The sequence below is a fragment of the Streptomyces actinomycinicus genome, from assembly GCF_016741775.1.
Classification (GTDB): domain Bacteria; phylum Actinomycetota; class Actinomycetes; order Streptomycetales; family Streptomycetaceae; genus Streptomyces; species Streptomyces actinomycinicus.
Genome location: NZ_JAERRK010000007.1, coordinates 18088 through 35016 on the forward strand (window position 1 = coordinate 18088; position 16929 = coordinate 35016).

Annotated in this window: 14 protein-coding genes and 2 pseudogenes; 5 read left to right on the forward strand and 11 right to left on the reverse strand. The window is 70.1% G+C overall.

Going from position 1 to position 16929, the window contains the following annotated elements:
- Positions 1-40: 40 nt before the first annotated feature.
- Together JK359_RS16030 and JK359_RS16035 are read right to left on the reverse strand one after the other, a co-directional pair.
- On the reverse strand, positions 41-1210 hold the full coding sequence (locus JK359_RS16030) for a hypothetical protein (RefSeq protein ID WP_201836113.1): 1170 nt from the start codon (positions 1208-1210) through the stop codon (positions 41-43).
- Positions 1207-2352 carry a hypothetical protein gene (locus tag JK359_RS16035; RefSeq protein ID WP_307788120.1) on the reverse strand — a complete coding sequence of 382 codons (1146 nt, stop codon included), beginning with the start codon at positions 2350-2352 and terminating at the stop codon, positions 1207-1209. The genes JK359_RS16030 and JK359_RS16035 overlap by 4 nt, the downstream gene beginning before the upstream one ends.
- A gap of 243 nt (positions 2353-2595) precedes the next feature.
- Between JK359_RS16035 and JK359_RS16040 the strand changes: the two genes are divergently transcribed.
- Complete coding sequence (locus tag JK359_RS16040) at positions 2596-3132, forward strand: hypothetical protein (protein WP_201836114.1); 537 nt, start codon at positions 2596-2598, stop codon at positions 3130-3132.
- A gap of 218 nt (positions 3133-3350) precedes the next feature.
- On the opposite strand, the gene JK359_RS16045 is transcribed toward JK359_RS16040, so the two are convergent.
- Both JK359_RS16045 and JK359_RS16050 read right to left on the reverse strand, forming a co-directional pair.
- The gene (locus JK359_RS16045; protein WP_201836115.1) at positions 3351-3551 is read right to left on the reverse strand and encodes a hypothetical protein; all 201 of its coding nucleotides are present in this window, start codon (positions 3549-3551) and stop codon (positions 3351-3353) included.
- A 45-nt stretch (positions 3552-3596) separates the two neighbouring features.
- Positions 3597-4346: an MOSC domain-containing protein gene (locus JK359_RS16050; RefSeq protein ID WP_201836116.1), complete on the reverse strand. Its 750-nt coding sequence runs from the start codon at positions 4344-4346 to the stop codon at positions 3597-3599.
- 529 nt (positions 4347-4875) lie between these two features.
- On the opposite strand from JK359_RS16050, the pseudogene JK359_RS16055 reads away from it, so the two are divergent.
- A pseudogene (locus tag JK359_RS16055) lies at positions 4876-5091 on the forward strand (IS21 family transposase); the annotation flags it as partial.
- Between the two features lie 99 nt (positions 5092-5190).
- Positions 5191-5400: pseudogene (locus JK359_RS16060) on the forward strand (ATP-binding protein); the annotation flags it as partial.
- Positions 5401-5410: 10 nt separating this feature from the next.
- Here the strand turns inward: JK359_RS16060 and JK359_RS16065 are convergent.
- The 4 genes from JK359_RS16065 to JK359_RS16080 form a co-directional block, all read right to left on the reverse strand.
- Positions 5411-5809, reverse strand: a complete 399-nt coding sequence (locus tag JK359_RS16065) for a YunG family protein (protein WP_201836117.1) — start codon at positions 5807-5809, stop codon at positions 5411-5413.
- 225 nt (positions 5810-6034) lie between these two features.
- Entirely contained in the window at positions 6035-6805 is a 771-nt protein-coding gene (locus JK359_RS16070) for a CPBP family intramembrane glutamic endopeptidase (RefSeq protein WP_201836118.1), read from the reverse strand.
- The gene (locus tag JK359_RS16075; protein ID WP_201836119.1) at positions 6802-9573 is read right to left on the reverse strand and encodes a helix-turn-helix transcriptional regulator; all 2772 of its coding nucleotides are present in this window, start codon (positions 9571-9573) and stop codon (positions 6802-6804) included. The genes JK359_RS16070 and JK359_RS16075 overlap by 4 nt, the downstream gene beginning before the upstream one ends.
- A gap of 340 nt (positions 9574-9913) precedes the next feature.
- The gene (locus tag JK359_RS16080) at positions 9914-10540 is read right to left on the reverse strand and encodes a LysE family transporter (RefSeq protein ID WP_201836120.1); all 627 of its coding nucleotides are present in this window, start codon (positions 10538-10540) and stop codon (positions 9914-9916) included.
- 69 nt (positions 10541-10609) lie between these two features.
- On the opposite strand from JK359_RS16080, the gene JK359_RS16085 reads away from it, so the two are divergent.
- Positions 10610-11038 (forward strand): Lrp/AsnC family transcriptional regulator, encoded by a 429-nt coding sequence (locus tag JK359_RS16085; RefSeq protein ID WP_201836122.1) that lies wholly within the window; start codon positions 10610-10612, stop codon positions 11036-11038.
- Here the strand turns inward: JK359_RS16085 and JK359_RS16090 are convergent.
- Positions 11035-12492: a YhgE/Pip domain-containing protein gene (locus JK359_RS16090; protein WP_201836124.1), complete on the reverse strand. Its 1458-nt coding sequence runs from the start codon at positions 12490-12492 to the stop codon at positions 11035-11037. The two genes, JK359_RS16085 and JK359_RS16090, sit on opposite strands and share 4 nt — an antisense overlap.
- 555 nt (positions 12493-13047) lie before the next feature.
- On the opposite strand from JK359_RS16090, the gene JK359_RS16095 reads away from it, so the two are divergent.
- On the forward strand, positions 13048-13806 hold the full coding sequence (locus JK359_RS16095; RefSeq protein WP_201836126.1) for a hypothetical protein: 759 nt from the start codon (positions 13048-13050) through the stop codon (positions 13804-13806).
- Positions 13807-14153: 347 nt separating this feature from the next.
- On the opposite strand, the gene JK359_RS16100 is transcribed toward JK359_RS16095, so the two are convergent.
- Both JK359_RS16100 and JK359_RS16105 read right to left on the reverse strand, forming a co-directional pair.
- Positions 14154-15053 (reverse strand): alpha/beta fold hydrolase, encoded by a 900-nt coding sequence (locus JK359_RS16100; protein ID WP_201836128.1) that lies wholly within the window; start codon positions 15051-15053, stop codon positions 14154-14156.
- Positions 15054-15354: 301 nt separating this feature from the next.
- Complete coding sequence (locus JK359_RS16105) at positions 15355-16818, reverse strand: AMP-binding protein (protein ID WP_201836130.1); 1464 nt, start codon at positions 16816-16818, stop codon at positions 15355-15357.
- Between the last annotated feature and the right edge of the window lie 111 nt (positions 16819-16929).

The following is a 16929-nucleotide window of genomic DNA, read 5'->3' on the forward strand; positions in this document are numbered from 1 at the left end:
AGGTTCTCTGGGCGGTAGCCCGGCGCCGACACGGTGGGACTCAGCGGCTCCCGGCCGGCGGCGGCAGTTTCAGGTTCAGCGGGCCGCAGCCGAGGCGGGCGGCCTCGGCCTCGACGTAGCGGGGAAAGAGGGTGCGCAGATCCGCGCTCATCCCGCTCCTGTGGGCCTGTACGAGGAACACCGTCGCGCCCGCCTGACAACGGGCCCGGAAGACACCGAGGTTGGGGCCGAGGCCGCCGTAGCCGACAGCGGAGCGCACCCGGTCCCCCTCGTTCAGCGTCATCCTCGTGAAGATCGCGGCCAGCCGCGGGTCCTCGACGGTCATCAGGCGCTGCTCCGGCTGCGAGCCGGTGATGTCCCGGTCGCAGGTGCGCACCGGGCCGTGCCCGGCGGTGATCATGGGGTAGTGGCCCGGCTTGCGCTTCTTGCCCAGGGTCAGCCCCTTGATGCCGCAGAGCGCGTCCGGCATCTCCGTGCGGGTGTAGCGGGCGGCCCTCGGCAGGCGTTCGCCCGGATCGGCGATCGTGCCGGTGCAGCCCAGGTCCGCGCTGACCTTGTTGACGAGCTTCACGACCATGCGGGCCATCCCGTCCCGCTCCTTGGTGCGCGGCTCCAAGTCGGTGATCCAGCTGCCCTGGGCGATGTCCACGACGGTCGGCCCGTCGAGGTCGCCGGGGCGGCCCAGGCAACCGTCCGGGATGGCAAGCCAGGCGCGGTTGTCCGAGGCCATGCCCAGCAGGCCGCCGCCGAGCGGGGTGAGGCGGGCGGAAAGGAACTCATCAGCCCACTTGCCGTCGTCGCCGGCCCGGTCGTCCAGCCGGTGCACCCGCGCGGTCAGCGCCCATTCGTCGCCGTCGCTGTTCGTCAACTGGCAACTGCCGGTGGGGCCGTCCATGGAGCGCCCGCCGTGCAGCACGGGCGCCTCGACCGCCTTCACGTCCTCGGGCTCGCGGAAGATCGGGGCGAGGTCATCGCGGGAAAGCGCGCCCCAGCACACCTCGTCCGGTGCGAACGGCCCGGCCTGCGTCTGCCAGGCCATGCCGCCGACGCCGAGCAGCACCCCGGCGAGACCCGAGGCCAGCAGCGGCCGGACCCGGCCGCGCAGCAGTCTGCGCCAGTGCCACCGTGGCAGGCGCCGCTCGCTGAGCAGCTCCCGCTCGGCTGGCAGGGGCTGCCCGTACCGGTTCGGCTCGTCCGCGGTGCTGCTCACCGGGCGCCTCCCTTGGGGGCTATGGGGGCGCAGCCCAGGCGAGCGGCGGCTGCGTTGGCGAAGACGGCCAGGTGGCTGGCGTCAGTGGAAGCGCCCATCAGGAAGGTGGCGGGCCGGCCGGCGCAGTCGGCTCGTACGATCGCGTGCTTCTCGCCGATGGTGCCCGTGCCGCGCCACCCGCGGGCCGCGGGGCGTTCGCCCGTGATGCCGTCGAACACCGCCGCCAGCCGGGGCTGCGCGACCATCGCAAGTTCCAGGTACGGCACGCCGTCGCGATCGCCACGGATGCTGCACGTTTGCAGGTCGCGGGTGGCGGCGCCGGTCTGGTCCTCGACGTCGTCCGTGCCGAGGTGCAGGCCGCGGATGCCGCACACGTCGTCCGAGGTGCTGAAGACGCGTTCCGGCTTGCCCGGCAGGTCGTAGAGCGGCGAGCTGACCCTCAGTGGCACGTCGGGCGCGCAACCGGCCGCGGCCATACCACGGTTGGCCGCCGCGACGAGCAGTACCGCCGCCTGACGGGCGCCGCCCAGATCGGCCGGATCGTTCCGGGTGTACGAGGGGCCGCTGGTGTATGTGCCGGACGCGTGCATGGTGACGACGGTCGGACGGCCGTCCTGCGTATCGCAGGACTTCGGGAGCACCAGCAGGCCACCGCGCCCGTTCACCGTGCCTGGAAGCCCGTCCGGGAGCGGTACCATGTCGCCCCCCAGGTAATTGTCATGGACCATCTCGAGCCGGGCCTCCGCGGACTTGGGGACCGGGCCGTACTCGACGGACACCCGCTGCTCGGTGGAGACCTTGTCGCCGTCATAGCTGCTCTTGTAATCGCTGGCGATGACGACCTCGCACCTCCCGGTCGGACGCTCGCGGGTAGGCGCCGTCTCCTGGCCGGTACGCGACCCGTCGTCATCGTCGCCGAAGGCCTCGTCACCGAGGAAGGCCGGGCCGCTGCCCTCCTCCCAGGCGCCCCAGCAGTAGCGGTCCTTCGGCCATGGCCAGGCGTCCGCCGCCCACGTGCCGAGCCCGGTGCCCGCAAGCACGAGTATCAGCGCGGAGATGAGCAACAACCGGCCGCGCCTGCCGTGCGGCAGCGCTCGGCGCAGCCGACCGGACGCCGCGGGCGTCTCGTCTGTCTCACTCACCCCGTGATCCCCTCCGGCGCCAGAGTGTATCCCCCACGAACGGGAGCGCGGGAAGTTTGTTCGCCGCACCGCTTTGCAGGGGAACCCTGGCACGCAACCCGCCCCATAAGGCCGCATGAAGGCGGCCGGCTACGCCGGACTCGCTGAAGTGGAGCCGATCCACGTGGAGTTGTGTGCACGACACGAACCGGAGGGGCCGACATATAGCGCAAACGTTCGCAGATCACGTGCTTCAATGACCACATGATGGAGGATGGCGCATCGCTGGGGCCGTTGGAACTGACCGGCGGCCACTGGGGAATCGGGGACGCGACGCGTCCGGACACACACTGGGTGGAGTTCCGCCCCGACGGGCTCTACCAGCGCGAGCCGGACTCGGAAGGATGGTTGATCCCGTGGTCCAGGATCATGTCCGGCATCCGGATCACCTGGGGCAAGAACTCCTGGAACACGAACACGCGGGGCATGTACACGTTGAAGGGGACGGTCGCCGGGCGCGAGGGCGGTTGGATGCACATGACGCTGCGCCAGCCGTACGAGGACTGCCCGCTGCGTTTCGAGCGGCACGCGCGCCCGTACCGGGCGGTGGACGCGCTCCGACTGGAGGCGCTGCTGCGGCAACTCCTCGACAAGGGCCAGCTACACCTCCTCGGCAGCCCGGAGTGGGTGAGCCGTGCCGTGGGGCACCTGGCCGGCGGGAAAAACAGCTGGATCACGCAGCGTGCGCTGCGACAGGTGACGGCGGAGGCCCTGGAGGCGGCTGGACCGGGCAGCTTCTGAAGAGCCCGTCGGACCAGACCAGCGCCGAGTCACCGGCGAGGATTGCCGCTACCGCACCGATGTCCTCGGCGCCGCGGCCCGGTTCCACCCCCCACCTGGATCGCCGGCGCCACGGCCCCGCGGTCACCGGCTGCCTGCCAACCCGACACGCCGCAGCGGGGGCCGATCTGCTCTTCAGGCCGATGACGGAGCGTCTGGTGCCGGGCGGGTTGGGGAAGTCATTCCAGCCGGTGGTCAGGTGGGGTGCTTCGCCAGGCCCGCACCGAGCACGGGGTGAGCCGCTTGCAACACCAGTAGGCGGCCATCACCAGCGCCATCCGCCACTGGCCCAGCGGACTCCAGGTCACCGACCCGCGGCCGGGGAAACCCGCCCGGTCGATGGAGACCTCGGGCTCGGAGGCCGACAGGGGTGCGGTCATGACACGGCGCCGTCCATGTGCTGTCGCCGGGCGGAGTCGGCTGGATTACGAAACCCTCCCAGGCGACGGCTCGAGGCCGCAGACCAGTTCGATGGTGTCGCCGATTCGCACTCGTCCCGAGTGTGTGACTGTGGCCAGTACGTCCAGTCTCATGTCGTGGGCCCGCGCGATGGCTTGCAGGATCAGTGGGGAGTGCGGCAGGTCCTGCTGGGCCGCGTTGGTCATCACGCATCGCTCGCTGGAGCGCTCGAGCCGGATGCGCAGGGTGTCGCCTATCCGGGCGGTGCTGTTGAACCACTCGTCCTCCACGAACGGAGGTGTGCCCGGCGGTGTCCGCACCAGCAGGTTCGGCCGGAACCGGCGCTCATCGACCGGCACGCCCGGAACGGCCGCGCGGACCCAGTCGAGTGTGGCAGTGGTCAGAAGGCTCAGCGGAAGCTCGTCGAAGTGCGAGACCGTGCCCTCGCGAGCCACTTCGATGTCGTTCCGGTCAAGGTAGCGTCGCAGGTAGTCGGTGGGATCGGGTACCGGGACGCCGTCCGGGTCCAGCAACTCGGGCATCTGCGTGACCAATTCTCCGGGGTACCGGGACCGCAGCCGCAAGAGCCCCGGCATACGCCGGAACCGGCGCGTAGACTTGCCCGAACCGAACTTCCCCTCGGCGTCCCGCACTGCGTAGAGCCTGTCGCCGGCGACACCTCGGGCATCGATGGCGGCCTCGCTCAACAACTCACCGCCGGTGGACTTGATCGGATACCGCCAGATCCGCTCGATCGTGCCCAGCACCTTGCTCATGTCCGTCCCTCGTCGTGGTTGCGGTCAGTGGCTTCCGAGCGACCTGGCCCGGAAGCCGTAGGGACCGCGCCCCAAGGGGGGTGTCAACGCTTCCGCGCGAAATGCACTGCCGCGGCGGTCGGCTTCCGTCAGGTGCCGCATAACTGACCGATGATCAACGAGCGGCAGCACAGACGATAGGACTTACGGCCGAAAAGGCTCAAGAATCCTGCCCGACTTCGGGCAGGATCTGTGGGAAACGAGTCGGCGGCAGGTGACGCAGCGAACTCGTTTCTCAGGCCCTCGTACTGGTCAAGTGCTCCTTTGTCCGGAGCGCAGGATCAGGCGGAGTCCGTGTTCACGTTGGCAGGGTCCCTGTGAGAGCGGACCGCGCAAGATCCTTGCAGGCGGACTAGTCAGCCTGCTCTGCGGACAGTTGATCTCCCTTTCCGTGGACCCATTCGTGCCGGTTCCGAACAAATGATCCCTCCGGGGGTCGACGCGAAGACCGGGCGGAGGTACGCACGGATGAGGGACGCGGGCCGTCCGCCTGACCGACAACGAGAAGACGATGACCATCGACCGGGTCGCCGGGGTCGCGGTCCGCCACCCTCAGGTCGTCGCCGCGCGACGCCACTACGGCCTGCAAGTACATACGTGTATCCCCTTCGACCTGGAATCGAAGGGAGGTTCCGAGGCGACGGTCCGCATCCCGAAGGCCGATCTCGTCCTGACGGACGCGAATCTGCGGGACAATCACGGAAGTTGACGAGGCGACCCGCTGCAACCACCACAAGGTGGCCCAGTTGCCCTCCGGGAAGACCTTCGAGTCGTGGCGGAAGGCCGACTCCTCGATCTACCGCGTGTCGACACGGCATACGAACGCCGGTCTGTGATCGTGACCTCGAACCTCCGTCCGTCAGGATTCGATTCGATCATGCCGAAGACGCTGGCCACCGCAGCCGTCGACCGGCTCCTGCACCAGGCCCACATCGTCCTGGCCGAAGGGTCCTCACTGCGGCTGACCCAGGCCAACAGCGGTCAGGGCGTCGTCCCCCTCGCCCCGGCCGGCTGACCCAGTCTCCTCAGACGGGTTCCGGAAGCGGACCAAGATGTTTGATCACACGCTCACGCAGTAGCAGATATTCCTCCCAGCGGCGGGGCAGCGGGCCCGGCGGACGCACGACGAGACGAGCAGCCGTGACCGTCTGCCCGCGCTGGAACTGCTCCCGGGTCAGATCGAGCTCCACACCGTTGGGCAACTTGTTCCACCAGTGGAAACCGTGCTGTGTCCCGTCAAGGTGCACCTCGCCGACCACGAGACCACCGCCGAAGACGTCGTTGACGATCAGGGCGGTGATGTCACAGTGCCCCCAGGCCGGGTTGCCCGGCTGCCAGTCGGCCTGGTCGTCGGGCGAGCAGGTGTCGGCGGCCCAGCTGGCACGCAGGGCCTTGTCGAGATCAAGCAGGTTCCAAGAGGTCATGCCGTCAGCATCGCAGCCACCGCTGATATCACAGGCGGCGCAGGCGCACGGCCCGACGGTCCCGCACATCGCATGGATACAGCCGAGGATCCTGCGACGACGGCCCCGTCGTGAAGGCGTTGGTTCACTCTGAGGCTTCCTCGTCGCCTGTTGCGTGTCCGTTGGCGCAGCGGGACTCGACGGATCCCCATCTGCGCAACGGGCCTGGGCCCAGCGTTGCTGTGCTCAGCGCCGGGGCGCCGCACGACGACTGGAAGTGCCGTTCCTCTCCCCCGGTTCGCGCAGCTCGCGCGGCCGGAGACGAACACCCCTGGTGAGCGGGAAGACGGCGAGTGGCATCGCGAGTGCCGTCGCCGAGAGAGCGAGCGAGAACGGCACGGTGGCCTCGGACGGGACGGTGACGAGCTTGAAGGTGTCGATCGCGGTGTGAACCAGCGCGGGCGCCCAGATACTGCGGCCCGCCTGCTCGTAGAGATGGGCCAGTGGCCAGGTGGTTACGGCGGCGACCGTCATGGCGGCGATGCCTACGGCCGGGCCTGCGGTGAGGAGGATGGGCAGGTGGGTCAGGGCCAGCAGCGGCATCGAGGCCAGGACGGCGCGGTTGAAGGAGCGCTTGTGGCGCAGGCGGGCGTAGGTGTAGCCGCGCCAGGCGAGTTCTTCGGCGAGGCCGTGGTAGACGAAGACGCCCATCAGGAGCCACACGGCATCATCGCGGAGTGTGACGCGGTGGCCGGTCAGGGCGGTGAACACGGGGTAGACGCAGAGGCATCCGGCTGCCGCGACGGTGGCGACGGCCAGGGCGCGCGGACGGGGCCGGGTGAGGCCCAGGGCTGCTGGTAGTTCCCGCCACGGTGTGCCCTGGAGTACGGCCACGAGGGCTGCGCACGCCGCTGTTGCGGCCAGGGCCGCGAGGGCTGCCTGCGGGGTCGGGACGGCGGGCGCGGTCATCTGCAGCACCAGCCAGATCAGGGCGAATCCCGTGACGAACCTCTTCATGCGGGCAGGAGCTTCCTCAGGTGGCGGCGGTCGTTGGCACCGGTCTTCTGGTAGACGCGGTACAGGGTGTTGCTGACGGTGCGGGGCGAGACCACGAGTCGGCCGGCGATCTCCTTGTCGGTCAGGCCTTGTGCCGCCAGGTGCGCGATGGTGCGTTCGCGGGCTGACAGGGGCGCGGCTTCGCCGAGGAGACCCAGAGGTGGGGTGAGGACGTCGTCGCAGTGTTCGAGCAGCGTGCGTGCTTCGGCCGTGGCGGCGGTGGCAGCCCTTTCCCGGCCGGCCTGGCGGTGCAGTCGGGCCAGTTCGGCGTAGGCCTCGGCGGCGTACATATGGGCGCCGACCTCGGCGAGGGTGCGGGCGACCCGGCTCAGCAGTGCCTCGTCGCCGGTGGCGAGGGCACGGGCGTAGTGGAGCCGGGCGGTGAGGAACGGGCCTTGGACGGGGTGGTCGACGTGGACCGCCGGATGGGCGGCGAGGCCCAACCGGGCGGTTTCGTGCAGTGCCACGACCGCGTCGGCGTATCCGCGGTGGCTCATGGCGTCGTCCACGGCCTCGTGCAGGGCCCGTGTGGCGGTGACGTGGTCGCCGGCACGGTGGGCGGCGCGGGCACGGACGATCTGAGTCACGGCCGCCAGGTGCCCGGTACGGGTGTCGGTGAGCACATGCGGGTCGCTTTCAGTGCCGGCGGTGTGTCGCAGGCAGCTGTGGGCGAGCGCGGTGGAGAGACGAGCCCTGACCTGCCAGGGCTCCCAGCCGACCTGGTAGCCGGGGGTGAAGGTGACGTAGGTCAGTGCCTTGCGGGGGCGCCCTCGCTCGTACAGGGCCCAGCCCAGGGCCAGACCACGCTGAGCGTCGAGGCGCAAGGCGTGGCTGTGACTGGCGTGGTGGTAGACGCGGGCCAGCTGGTTCTCGGCTTCCTCGAGGCGCCCGGCGAACAGCAGGGCGATGGCGTGGATCTCTTCGCGGCTGTCCTCGATCAGCGGTCGCATCGAAGGTCGCTGCCCGGCATCGGCGCTGACCTGTCGGTAGGTTTCCAGGGCGTCCAGCGGGCGGCCCTGGTGACACTGGATGACCACGGTGAGCAGCCCGGCCTCGATGCGGTGGGCGCGGGATGCATGGCTGCGCAGGGGGGCGCAGGCGTTGAGGGCTTCGGGGAAGTGTCCTCGGAAGTAGGCGGACACGGCGCCGACGAGTGCCGCGTCGGGGGCCGGCAGCCGGCCGGTCATTGCTTCGGCCTCGCGGTAGCGGCCGGCCAGGGCGAAGGCTCTGGCGCGTACGGAGTCCAGGACGGTGCTGTCCTCGAGGCGGTCGGCGGTGACGTCGGTGGCGAAGGCGTCGAGTTCGCCGAAGGCCGCACAGGCCAGGAGGGTGCGGGCTTTCAGTTCGGCGGTTTCGGCGGTGCGGTAGGTGTGCCAGGCGGCTCGTGCCAGTCGGGATGCGGCCGGCAGATCGTGGGAGTTCAGGGCGTGCCGGGTGGCACTGATCAGGTCGTCGTACGAGGGCACGTCTCCGGCGTCCAGGTGCCACTGGGCCAGGCGGACCTGCTGGGCGGCCGGTTGCGCTGCGGCCTCGGGCAGGATTGCCTTCCAGGTCCGCAGGTGATGCTTGCTGCGCGACCGGGCGGCGTCCTGGCGCAGTACGTGTCCCAGGTAGGGGTGGGCTATGACGACGTAGCGCTGCTCGGGTGCGGTGCGACTGCCGTCGCCGCTGTGGTCGGCGTGGCCTGCGGGGTCATCGGGCAGGGTGGGCCCGGGCCGTGCCGGGTGCGAGTGCGGGTCCGGGTTCGGGTGCGGGTCCGGGTGCGGGTCCGGGTGCGGGTGCGGGTGCGGGTCCGGGGAGTGGATCAGGCCGTGATCCTCCAGGTCCACCAGCGCGGGAAGGCCGACGAGCTTCTCCAGGACGTCCAGGCGGGCGGGTTCGGCCAGTGCGATGAGTTCCAGCGTGTGGCGGGCCTCGGCTCCGATCGGCTGCAGGCTGCGGGCGACCAGGTCGCGCAGCGTGGCCGACGTGGGCACCACATCGGGAAGGTGCCACCGGCTGCCGGTCGCAACGAACAGGTGCCGGGTGAGGGCTGCGCGCACCAGTTCTCGCAGCAACAGCGGATTGCCGGCGGACATGCGGGCCAGGCGGACCACGCTGGACGAGGTGAGCCGGCCGGTGAGCAGGGCGCCGGCCAGGCGGCGGCAGGCCAAGACGTCCAGCGGGCCCAGGTCCAGGCGGGCCAGGTACTGGTCCTTCCACAGCACATGCAGGTGCGGGTGGGCTTCGTCGGCGTTGACGGCCATCAGCACCTTGGCGGTGCGCCGGGACAGCAGCAGCCGCAGCGTCTCGATCGCCGGTGGCGACAGCAGATGTGCGTCGTCGATCCACAGCAGCCGCGGGCGACGCGGAGGGGTGCGCAGCAGACGCTGCGCGGTCGGCTCGACCATGTCGGGCGTCAGGTGGTCGACCGCGGTGACGGGGCCGGAGCCGGGGGGTGCGGCAGACGTCGAGGGGATGTCAGCGATTTGGTCCCGTCCGGCCGTGCTGCCGTTGGAGGGCAGCGCAGCGGCGGCGATCTCGCGGCCCAGACGGCTCTTGCCGATCCCGGCGGGGCCCACCAGCATGACGCCGCCGGGGCCGCTGGGGGCGGTCAGGATATTCGAGGCGGCCGACCGTTCACGGTCCCGGCCGACGAGCGCCGGCGTGTCGATCAGGTGGAGCAGGTCCGCTGTGCTCGTGGTGGGGTGAGATGGCGGGGAGGGTACGGCGGGTACTGCCGAAGCCATGGAGTTCAACCTCGTGTGTGGGATGGGACGGCATGCGCAGATCGGTCCGTCTGTTCACCTACAGGGGTAACGGCCGCCGGCGGCCCGCAGCACTGGGGAACGACCCCAGGAGGCACCCCAGGAATTGAGGGCGCCCCTCCCGGCACTGGCCGGCGGAAGGCCGCACCAAGAGGGGGGCGGCACGACCGCCACGGTCCGACGCCCTGTGGGTCCCGGGGCATCCGCCAAGTTCGTCCCGGGCATCCGCCGGTTTCCGGAAGTAGCCGGGTCATGACCTACGAGCCCCTGGGGGTCCGGCTGCACGCAGGGTGCCGTGGAGGGTCCTGCCACCCTCTGGGGTTCACGGCAGCGGGAGGGCGACCTTCACGGCGTAGACGGCCACCAGGCCGTACCCCACGCGAAACGTCCAGGCCCGGGCGCGCGTGCCGATGCGCGCCCCGGCGAACCCGCTCACTGCGACGAGCGACTGCTGCCATACGAGCGACGCGAGGAACACTCCGGCGACGAAAACCGCCCCTGCCGTGCCTCCGCTGAGGGCCGCGCCCTGGGCCGTGGTGAGTGCCGCGAAGTACAGCGCGGTGGTGGGGTTGACCAAGGTCAGCGCCGCGAAGCGGGTGAAGGTCCGCACGGCCCCGGCGGGCGGCGTTCCCGCCGACGCGGCCGATCCGGCGACGGGCCCGGTCGAGGCCCGCAGCCCCCGGTACGCGATGGCCGCCAGCACGATCGCCGACACCAGCCGCACCCATGCCTCGACCCCCGAGAGCACGGACGCCACCAGCGGGCCGAGTGCCGTCGCGAGCGCCGCGTAGGCCATGTCGACGACCGCCACTGCGCCGGCGGCGGCGACGGCTCCGCGGCGCTCGCGCATGCCCTCCTGGATCAGCAGGACGCCCATCGCGCCCAGCGGCATCGCCACACCGAGGCCGGCGGCTGCGCCGCGGACCGCGATGTTCCACAGTTCGTTCATGCGGCAAACGATGGGGCCTCCCCGAGATCAGCGCGGCCGGCACCCGGCCCCTACCGCGATAATCGCGGCATGGACGCACTCGACAGTGAAATTCTCGGCGTACTGCAGGAGGATGCGCGGATCTCGTTCCGCGATCTCGGCGTGCGGGTCGGGCTGAGCGCCAACGCGGCGGCCGACCGAGTCCGGCGGATGCGCCGCGAGGGCGTCATCCGCGGCTTCACGACGTTGGTCGACCCGGCGGCGTCCGGAACCCGCGAAGGTCTCCTCGTCTTCATCGACATCACTCTGCGCCAGGACACGACCAACGAAGAGTTCGAGGACGCGGTACGCCGCCTCCCTGGTATCACGGAGGTCGTCCACGTCACAGGTGCCCACGACTACCTCGTCCGTGCCCGCGCCGCCGACGCCGCGGCGCTGGACAGCCTCCTCCGCCGGCTCAAAGGCGAGGCGGGCGTCGCCCAGTCCAACACCCGCCTCGCTCTTCGTTCGGCCCGCTAGAACCGTGACCGGCCGGGTTCACCGGGCCGGTGTGGTCCGGGAGGACTGTTCAGGCCGGCGGAGTCTCCGGGACGTGTGTTCAGGCCGGCGGAGTCGCAGTGTGCGCCGTCCTCGGGCCGGAGCGTGGGACTGGGGGTGGGCCCGGTGAACAACTGCGTTGCGGCTCCGCGCACCGCGGCGAAGGTCTGGCCGGACAGTCGTGGCCGGAGTTCCAGTCGTCTGGTGACGAAGAGGCCGAAGAGCAGCGCTCCTGATGCGGCGAGACCGGTCACCGCCCAGGCACCGGCAAGGCCGGCGTCGCCGCGGGCGTCGAAGTACATGATCGAGCGGACACCGCCGATGATGTGCCGTGCGGGCTCGAAGAGGGACAGGAACCGGAAGAACGACGGGAGCGCCTGGAGCGGGACCGTGCCGCCGGAGGAGGGCAGCGCGAGCGCCATGAAGATGAAGGTGCCCAGCAGCGGAGCAAGGGACCCGAAAGCGGCGACCAGCGCCTGCTGGCCGATGCCGACGGCGGCGATGGCGGCGCTGGTGAACACCCATAGAAGTGCTGCGTGGGGGGTGTCGACGCCCAGCAGGAGACAGGCGGACGCGATCATGGTTGCGGCGACGGGGCCCAGGGCGGCCGAAGTGGCGCACTTGGCCAGGAAGAGCCGGGTACGGCTGATGGCAACCGGCGAACGGTAGGTCAGGGATGCGTGCGCTTCACCGAAGGCGTGACCGACGGCGGTGTCGAAGATGCCGCTGATCACTGAAGCGCCCAGATATCCGGCCAGCAGTATCAGCACGGTGTAGTAGAAGGCGGACAGGCCGATTCCGGAGTTGGCCGGGAGTGGACGGTAGGGGGTGACGGTCAGTTTCAGCGGGTCGGCGAGCAGCAGGCGGGCCGCCGGGGCAGCAGATCGGGCGGCGGGCTGGGCGAGCAGGTCGTGCCCGATCCGTCGGGAGACGGCTGCCCATGCCGGTTGGAGGCCGCCGCTCGTGAAGGACACGCCGAGACTGCCGGCACGAGGGTTGGTCAGCAGGGTCACCTCCGGCTGCTCGGGTGCGGTGGCAACGCGCTGCTCGAGCAGGTTGTGCAGACGGGTGCTGAAGTCCGGTGGGATGACCAGGGCCCCGTACACGCTGCCGGAGTCGAGCCGGTCGGTGGCCTCGGCCATGCTCATGGGCTGAAGTCGCAGCCGTTGGTCCTTGTCGGCGCGGGCGATCAGGGCGTCGGCGATCTGTGCACCCTTGCCGGCGGTGTTCCCGGGCGACAGGCGGTCCTGATTCACCACGGCCACCGGCAGGTGCCGCAGTTTCTCGCCTGGGTCGACGATGCCGCCGAAGTAGGCCAGGGAGAGCAGGAAGATCACCACGGCGGCGACCGCGGTGGCTCCTCCCCACAACTGCGGTCGGCGCATCAAAAGGGCGGCGGCTCCCCGCCGTGCACTGTTGGGAGCTTCGAGGGTCATACGGTTCCTTCTGTTGCTGCTCGGTGCCCGCCGGGCCTGCGGACCGGAGAACTGGGCGTGGAGCCCACCCGGAATCCCGCAGCCTTCAGCCGTTTCGCGGAAACGCTGCCGCGCATGGGGCCGGGGTGCGGGAGAACGCCTGCTCGGGGGTGAGCGGTTCCGGGGTGAGTGCGCGGTTCAAGGTCCGGCATGGAGTCGGGAGCCGGCATGGATTTCCCCGAATACTCCGGGCAAGCAATACCAGGGTCACCCTCTTCATTCCCCTCACCCAGAGTAGTCTTTACTCAAGCTCCCCAGAGTAGTCTTTACTCAAGATGGACAACGGGGCGATCGGCACTTCACGGCGGCCGATGCCTTGTTGAAAAGGCGATGCAATTGCCGCCCGTAGTCTAGTTTTCGAAGCGACGAAGACTGATGCGTTCCCATTTCCCTTGCCGTCATTTTCGCCGATCGATACCGAGCCGTGAGTCATTTCAGCGCGGCAGGGGTGGAAGGGCTCCACCGGCATAGGTGAGTAACAATCACTCTCGAAAATGGCCTGGAGGGCGGAAACACTTGGATGGCAAGTTCACAAGCTATCCACAGAGAGAAGTGCTCATGGCTGAGATACATGGTCGGCCCGGCAAGCGCGGTCGACGCATGGTCATCGGGGTGCTGAGTGCCGCGCTGGTGACAGCGATGGTTCCGGTGATGACCCACGCGGCCGACGCGGGGCGGGCCGATCCGGCACACGAGAAGGGTGATCGCGGGCGGGGCTGGGTCGAGGAGTCCTTCTTCGCCGAGGTTCCCCGGGACGGTGTGTTCGAGACACATCGCGGCGACCTGCCCCTGGCTGTCTTTCCCGGGGGAATAGCGAAGTTCACGGAGTCGCGCCTGCAGAAGGCCTTCGCGCTGGGCAGCAAGATCCGCGACAAGAACGGCGAGGTCGTCGGATTCGCGACCGAGATCGAGGAAGTGCTCCCCGAGACCGACTTCGAGACGGGGAAGATGCTCACGCACACCGTGTGGACGCTGTTCTTCCCCGGCAGGGGCACCATCGTGCTCAACCAGTTCGAGGACTCCTCCGAAGTGGCGACCAAGGTCTTCAAGCCCGCCTTCGACAGCGGCGAACCCTGGACCGGCAGGCTCAACGCGGTGACCACGGCGGGGCCGCGGGCGGACGGCAAGGGAGAAATCATCGGCGGTACCGGAGAGTTCGCGGGAATTCGCGGATCCGGTATCGAGATCGCCGATATCCGGCGCTTCGACCCGGCGAACGGTTCCCTTGAGGGCACCTTCGAGCTCCGCTTCCGCTATCACCGGACCGGCCGCTGACACCCCCTGCTGGAAAGGGTGTGGGAGGACCGGCGGTCGCCGGTCCTCCCACACCCTTTCCGCATCCCCTGCACGCCCAGGTGCGGGCAGGCCCACGCGAAGCCAGGAAGCGGTCGCCACCTGCGATCAGGACTGCTGCCGCGAGAACCGCCGGCGGGAGCCGGCGCCCGACGGTCTCCGTCACCGGCGATGACACTGGATCCGACAGGAGGGCACCGCCCGGGAGGCGGCCCCGAAGCGGTGTCCGCAGCCCGGTCCGACGGCGTCGGTGGCAACCCGGACAAGCCGCGATACGCACCGGGTCCGTCCCTGGACGGACCCGGTGCGACGCCGGCCGGCCCCGAGGTTCAGGCCCCGCCGGTGAATGCGGTCAGCGCGGCGCGCCACTGCTCGATGACGGCGGCGTTCATCAGGGCGTGCCCATAGCCTTCGATGAACAGGCCCTGGGCTCCGGGGATGTTCTCGACCAGGGCCCTGCCGTGCTCGAGGGGGACGATCGGGTCGTCGGCGCCGTGGATGACGAGGGTCGGTATGTCGAGGGAGCGCAAACGGGGTGCGAGGTCGCCCTCGGCGGCTGTGGCGGCGATGGCCGACGCGGTGGCGTCCGGGTGCACCGGGTCGTTCGCGCGGTCGAATTCCCGGGCCATGGTGCGCCGGCACTCTTCCAGGTCGTATTCGGTGGTGCCTGCCACTAGGGCGTAGATCCGGTATTTGGCTTCGATGAACTCTTCGCGGGTGGTGGGCGGGTGGGCGGCCAGCTCGGCCTTCACCGCGGCAAGCTGCTCCAGATACCGCGCGTCCGGAGGCGGGGAGAAGAACAGGGGCTCGCCGTCCAGGGCGGACGGGTTCGCGGCCATCGCCGAGCTGGTCGAGATCAGGGTCAGCGAGCGCATCCGGGGGCGGTGGTCCAGGGCCATCAGCATGCCGATGTATCCGCCCATGGAGAGCCCGACGACGTGGGCCGAGTCCACGCCGTAGGCGTCCAGCACGGCGAGGGCGTCACGGGCCAGGTCATGGCAGTCGTACGGGTCCTTCTCGAAGTCCACGAGACTGGACTTGCCGGTATTGCGGTGGTCGTAGCGGATGACGTGCCGACCGCTTGCAGCCAGGCCCCGGCACAGGCTGTCCGGCCACTGGATCGACTGGGCGACCCCTCCGATGATCAGCAGCACGGCGGGGTCGGCGGGGTCGCCGAAGTCCTCGGTCCACAGTTTCAGCTCACCGGCGCCGACGATCTTTTCGGGCATGTGTTTCTCGATTCCTTTGCATGAGTGCAGTGGTCGGTGACCGCCGGAGCCCGCCCCTGTGCAGGGGGACGGCAGAGCGTCTCAGCTGACGCCGAACGTATGGCTCGGGCCGCTCGGGCGACGGGGTCTGCAGATGTCTCCATGGTCCGGGTGGTCCGCGGGACGACGTCGAGCAATCGCTGCTCATTCTTCGCCGGCCGGTGGGGCCGGGCCCGGGCTTCGGCGGTCCCCGGTGCGGCGTCGGCCGGAGGGGAGCAGCGGGCCGGTCCCGCGCTGTGCTCACCGCGGCGAGCCGCAGGTGTCAGCGGGTGTCCATGCGCGCGACGGCGGCGTCGCGGATGGCGGCGCGACGGGCTTTGCCGGCGTCGTCACGCAAGAGCTGGTCGGTGAACTCGATCGAGCGCGGAATCTTGTAGCGGACCAGACGCTCCGCGAGGTGGCCGAGGAGATCCTCGGCACCGACGTCGGCGGTGGTCTGCACGACGGCGTGGACCCGCTGACCGAGGTCGTCGTCGGGCAGGCCGACGACGACGCTGGAGAGCACCGCGGGGTGCTCGCTCAGGGCCGCCTCGACCTCGGCCGGGTAGACGTTGGCGCCCCCGGAGACGATCAGGTCGGTGCGGCGGTCGCTGAGGTAGAGATAGCCGTCCTCGTCCATCCAGCCGAGGTCGCCCAGGGACTCCCAGTCGCCGTGCGCGCGGGCCTCGGCCCCGATGTACCGGTAGCCGGGGTGTCCCTGGGGGGCACGCATGAATATCTCACCGACCACCCGTGGCGGGACCGGTATGCCGTCGGCGTCCAGGACGGTCATCTCGCCGACCCTCGGGCGTCCCACCGAGCCTCGGTGCTCCAGCCACTCGGTGCCGTCGAGCGCGGCGATCGCCTGGGACTCGGTGCCGGAATACATCTCCCACAGCCGCTCAGGGCCGATCAGACCGATCCACGCCTCCTTCACCCACTCCGGGCAGGCCGCCGCGGCGTGCAACACCACCCGCAGAGAGGAGGGGTCGAACCGCTCGGGTTCCTCCTGTACCGCTCGCCAGATGCGCTGCATCATCGTGGGCACCACCATCATCCAGCCCACGCGGTGGATGCGGATCGCGTCGATCGCCGCCGCGGTGTCGAAGCGGGGCAGCACCACCAGGTGGTGGCCCATGAACAGCCCCAGGCCGGAGAAGGTGAACGGCGCGTTGTGGTAGAGCGGGCCGCAGACCAGCTGGCACTCGTCCGGTTGCATGAGCATCCCGCGGGCCTGGTCGAGGTCGATGTCACCGCTGTGGCCGTCGACGATGAGCTTGGCCCGCCCGGTGCTGCCACCCGAGGTCGGCGCCTTCCAGGACGGGGAGATCCGGTCGGGCAGCGGGCCGTCGTCCAGGCCCGCGGCGGGCTCGAAGCCGGCCGGGATGCCGGTGACGCCCGGGTGGTCCGAGGGGTCCGGGGCGCCGGCGACCAGGACGGAGCCGGCCAGCTCCACGATCGCCTGCCGCTCGCGGAGCGGCAGCCGCCAGGAGACGGGTTGCGGGATGGCACCGAGTTTCCAGACGGCGACGGTGGCGAGGTAGAACTCGACCGAGTTCGGCAGCGCGATGGTGACGAAGTCGCCCTGCATGACGCCGAGTTGGGCGTAGGCGCGGGCGAGCCGGTTGCTCCGCCGCTCGAGCTGCTCGCGGCTGATGGTCTGCCTGCCACAGGTCACGGCGGGGCGCTGCGGGTCCCGCTCGGCAAGCTCTCTGATGATGCGGCCGATGGGTTGCTTCTTGGGCATCCGACTTCCTTGTTCGGTGCTGGACAGGCTTTGACTGCTCGAGCGGGTAGCGCCGGGGCCCCACGCAGTCGGTGTGCTGGCAAGGGACAAGAAGGCAACGGTTCTGCGTTC

Excerpts from the sequence above, each read along its gene's own strand:
- JK359_RS16065 (WP_201836117.1), bottom strand. The coding sequence starts at position 5,809 with ATGACCTCTTGGAACCTGCTTGATCTCGACAAGGCCCTGCGTGCCAGC.
- JK359_RS16080 (WP_201836120.1), bottom strand. The coding sequence starts at position 10,540 with ATGAACGAACTGTGGAACATCGCGGTCCGCGGCGCAGCCGCCGGCCTC.
- JK359_RS16070 (WP_201836118.1), bottom strand. The coding sequence starts at position 6,805 with ATGAAGAGGTTCGTCACGGGATTCGCCCTGATCTGGCTGGTGCTGCAG.
- JK359_RS16040 (WP_201836114.1), top strand. The coding sequence starts at position 2,596 with ATGATGGAGGATGGCGCATCGCTGGGGCCGTTGGAACTGACCGGCGGC.
- JK359_RS16105 (WP_201836130.1), bottom strand. The coding sequence starts at position 16,818 with ATGCCCAAGAAGCAACCCATCGGCCGCATCATCAGAGAGCTTGCCGAG.
- JK359_RS16045 (WP_201836115.1), bottom strand. The coding sequence starts at position 3,551 with ATGACCGCACCCCTGTCGGCCTCCGAGCCCGAGGTCTCCATCGACCGG.
- JK359_RS16085 (WP_201836122.1), top strand. The coding sequence starts at position 10,610 with ATGGACGCACTCGACAGTGAAATTCTCGGCGTACTGCAGGAGGATGCG.
- JK359_RS16050 (WP_201836116.1), bottom strand. The coding sequence starts at position 4,346 with ATGAGCAAGGTGCTGGGCACGATCGAGCGGATCTGGCGGTATCCGATC.
- JK359_RS16075 (WP_201836119.1), bottom strand. The coding sequence starts at position 9,573 with ATGGCTTCGGCAGTACCCGCCGTACCCTCCCCGCCATCTCACCCCACC.
- JK359_RS16090 (WP_201836124.1), bottom strand. The coding sequence starts at position 12,492 with ATGACCCTCGAAGCTCCCAACAGTGCACGGCGGGGAGCCGCCGCCCTT.
- JK359_RS16100 (WP_201836128.1), bottom strand. The coding sequence starts at position 15,053 with ATGCCCGAAAAGATCGTCGGCGCCGGTGAGCTGAAACTGTGGACCGAG.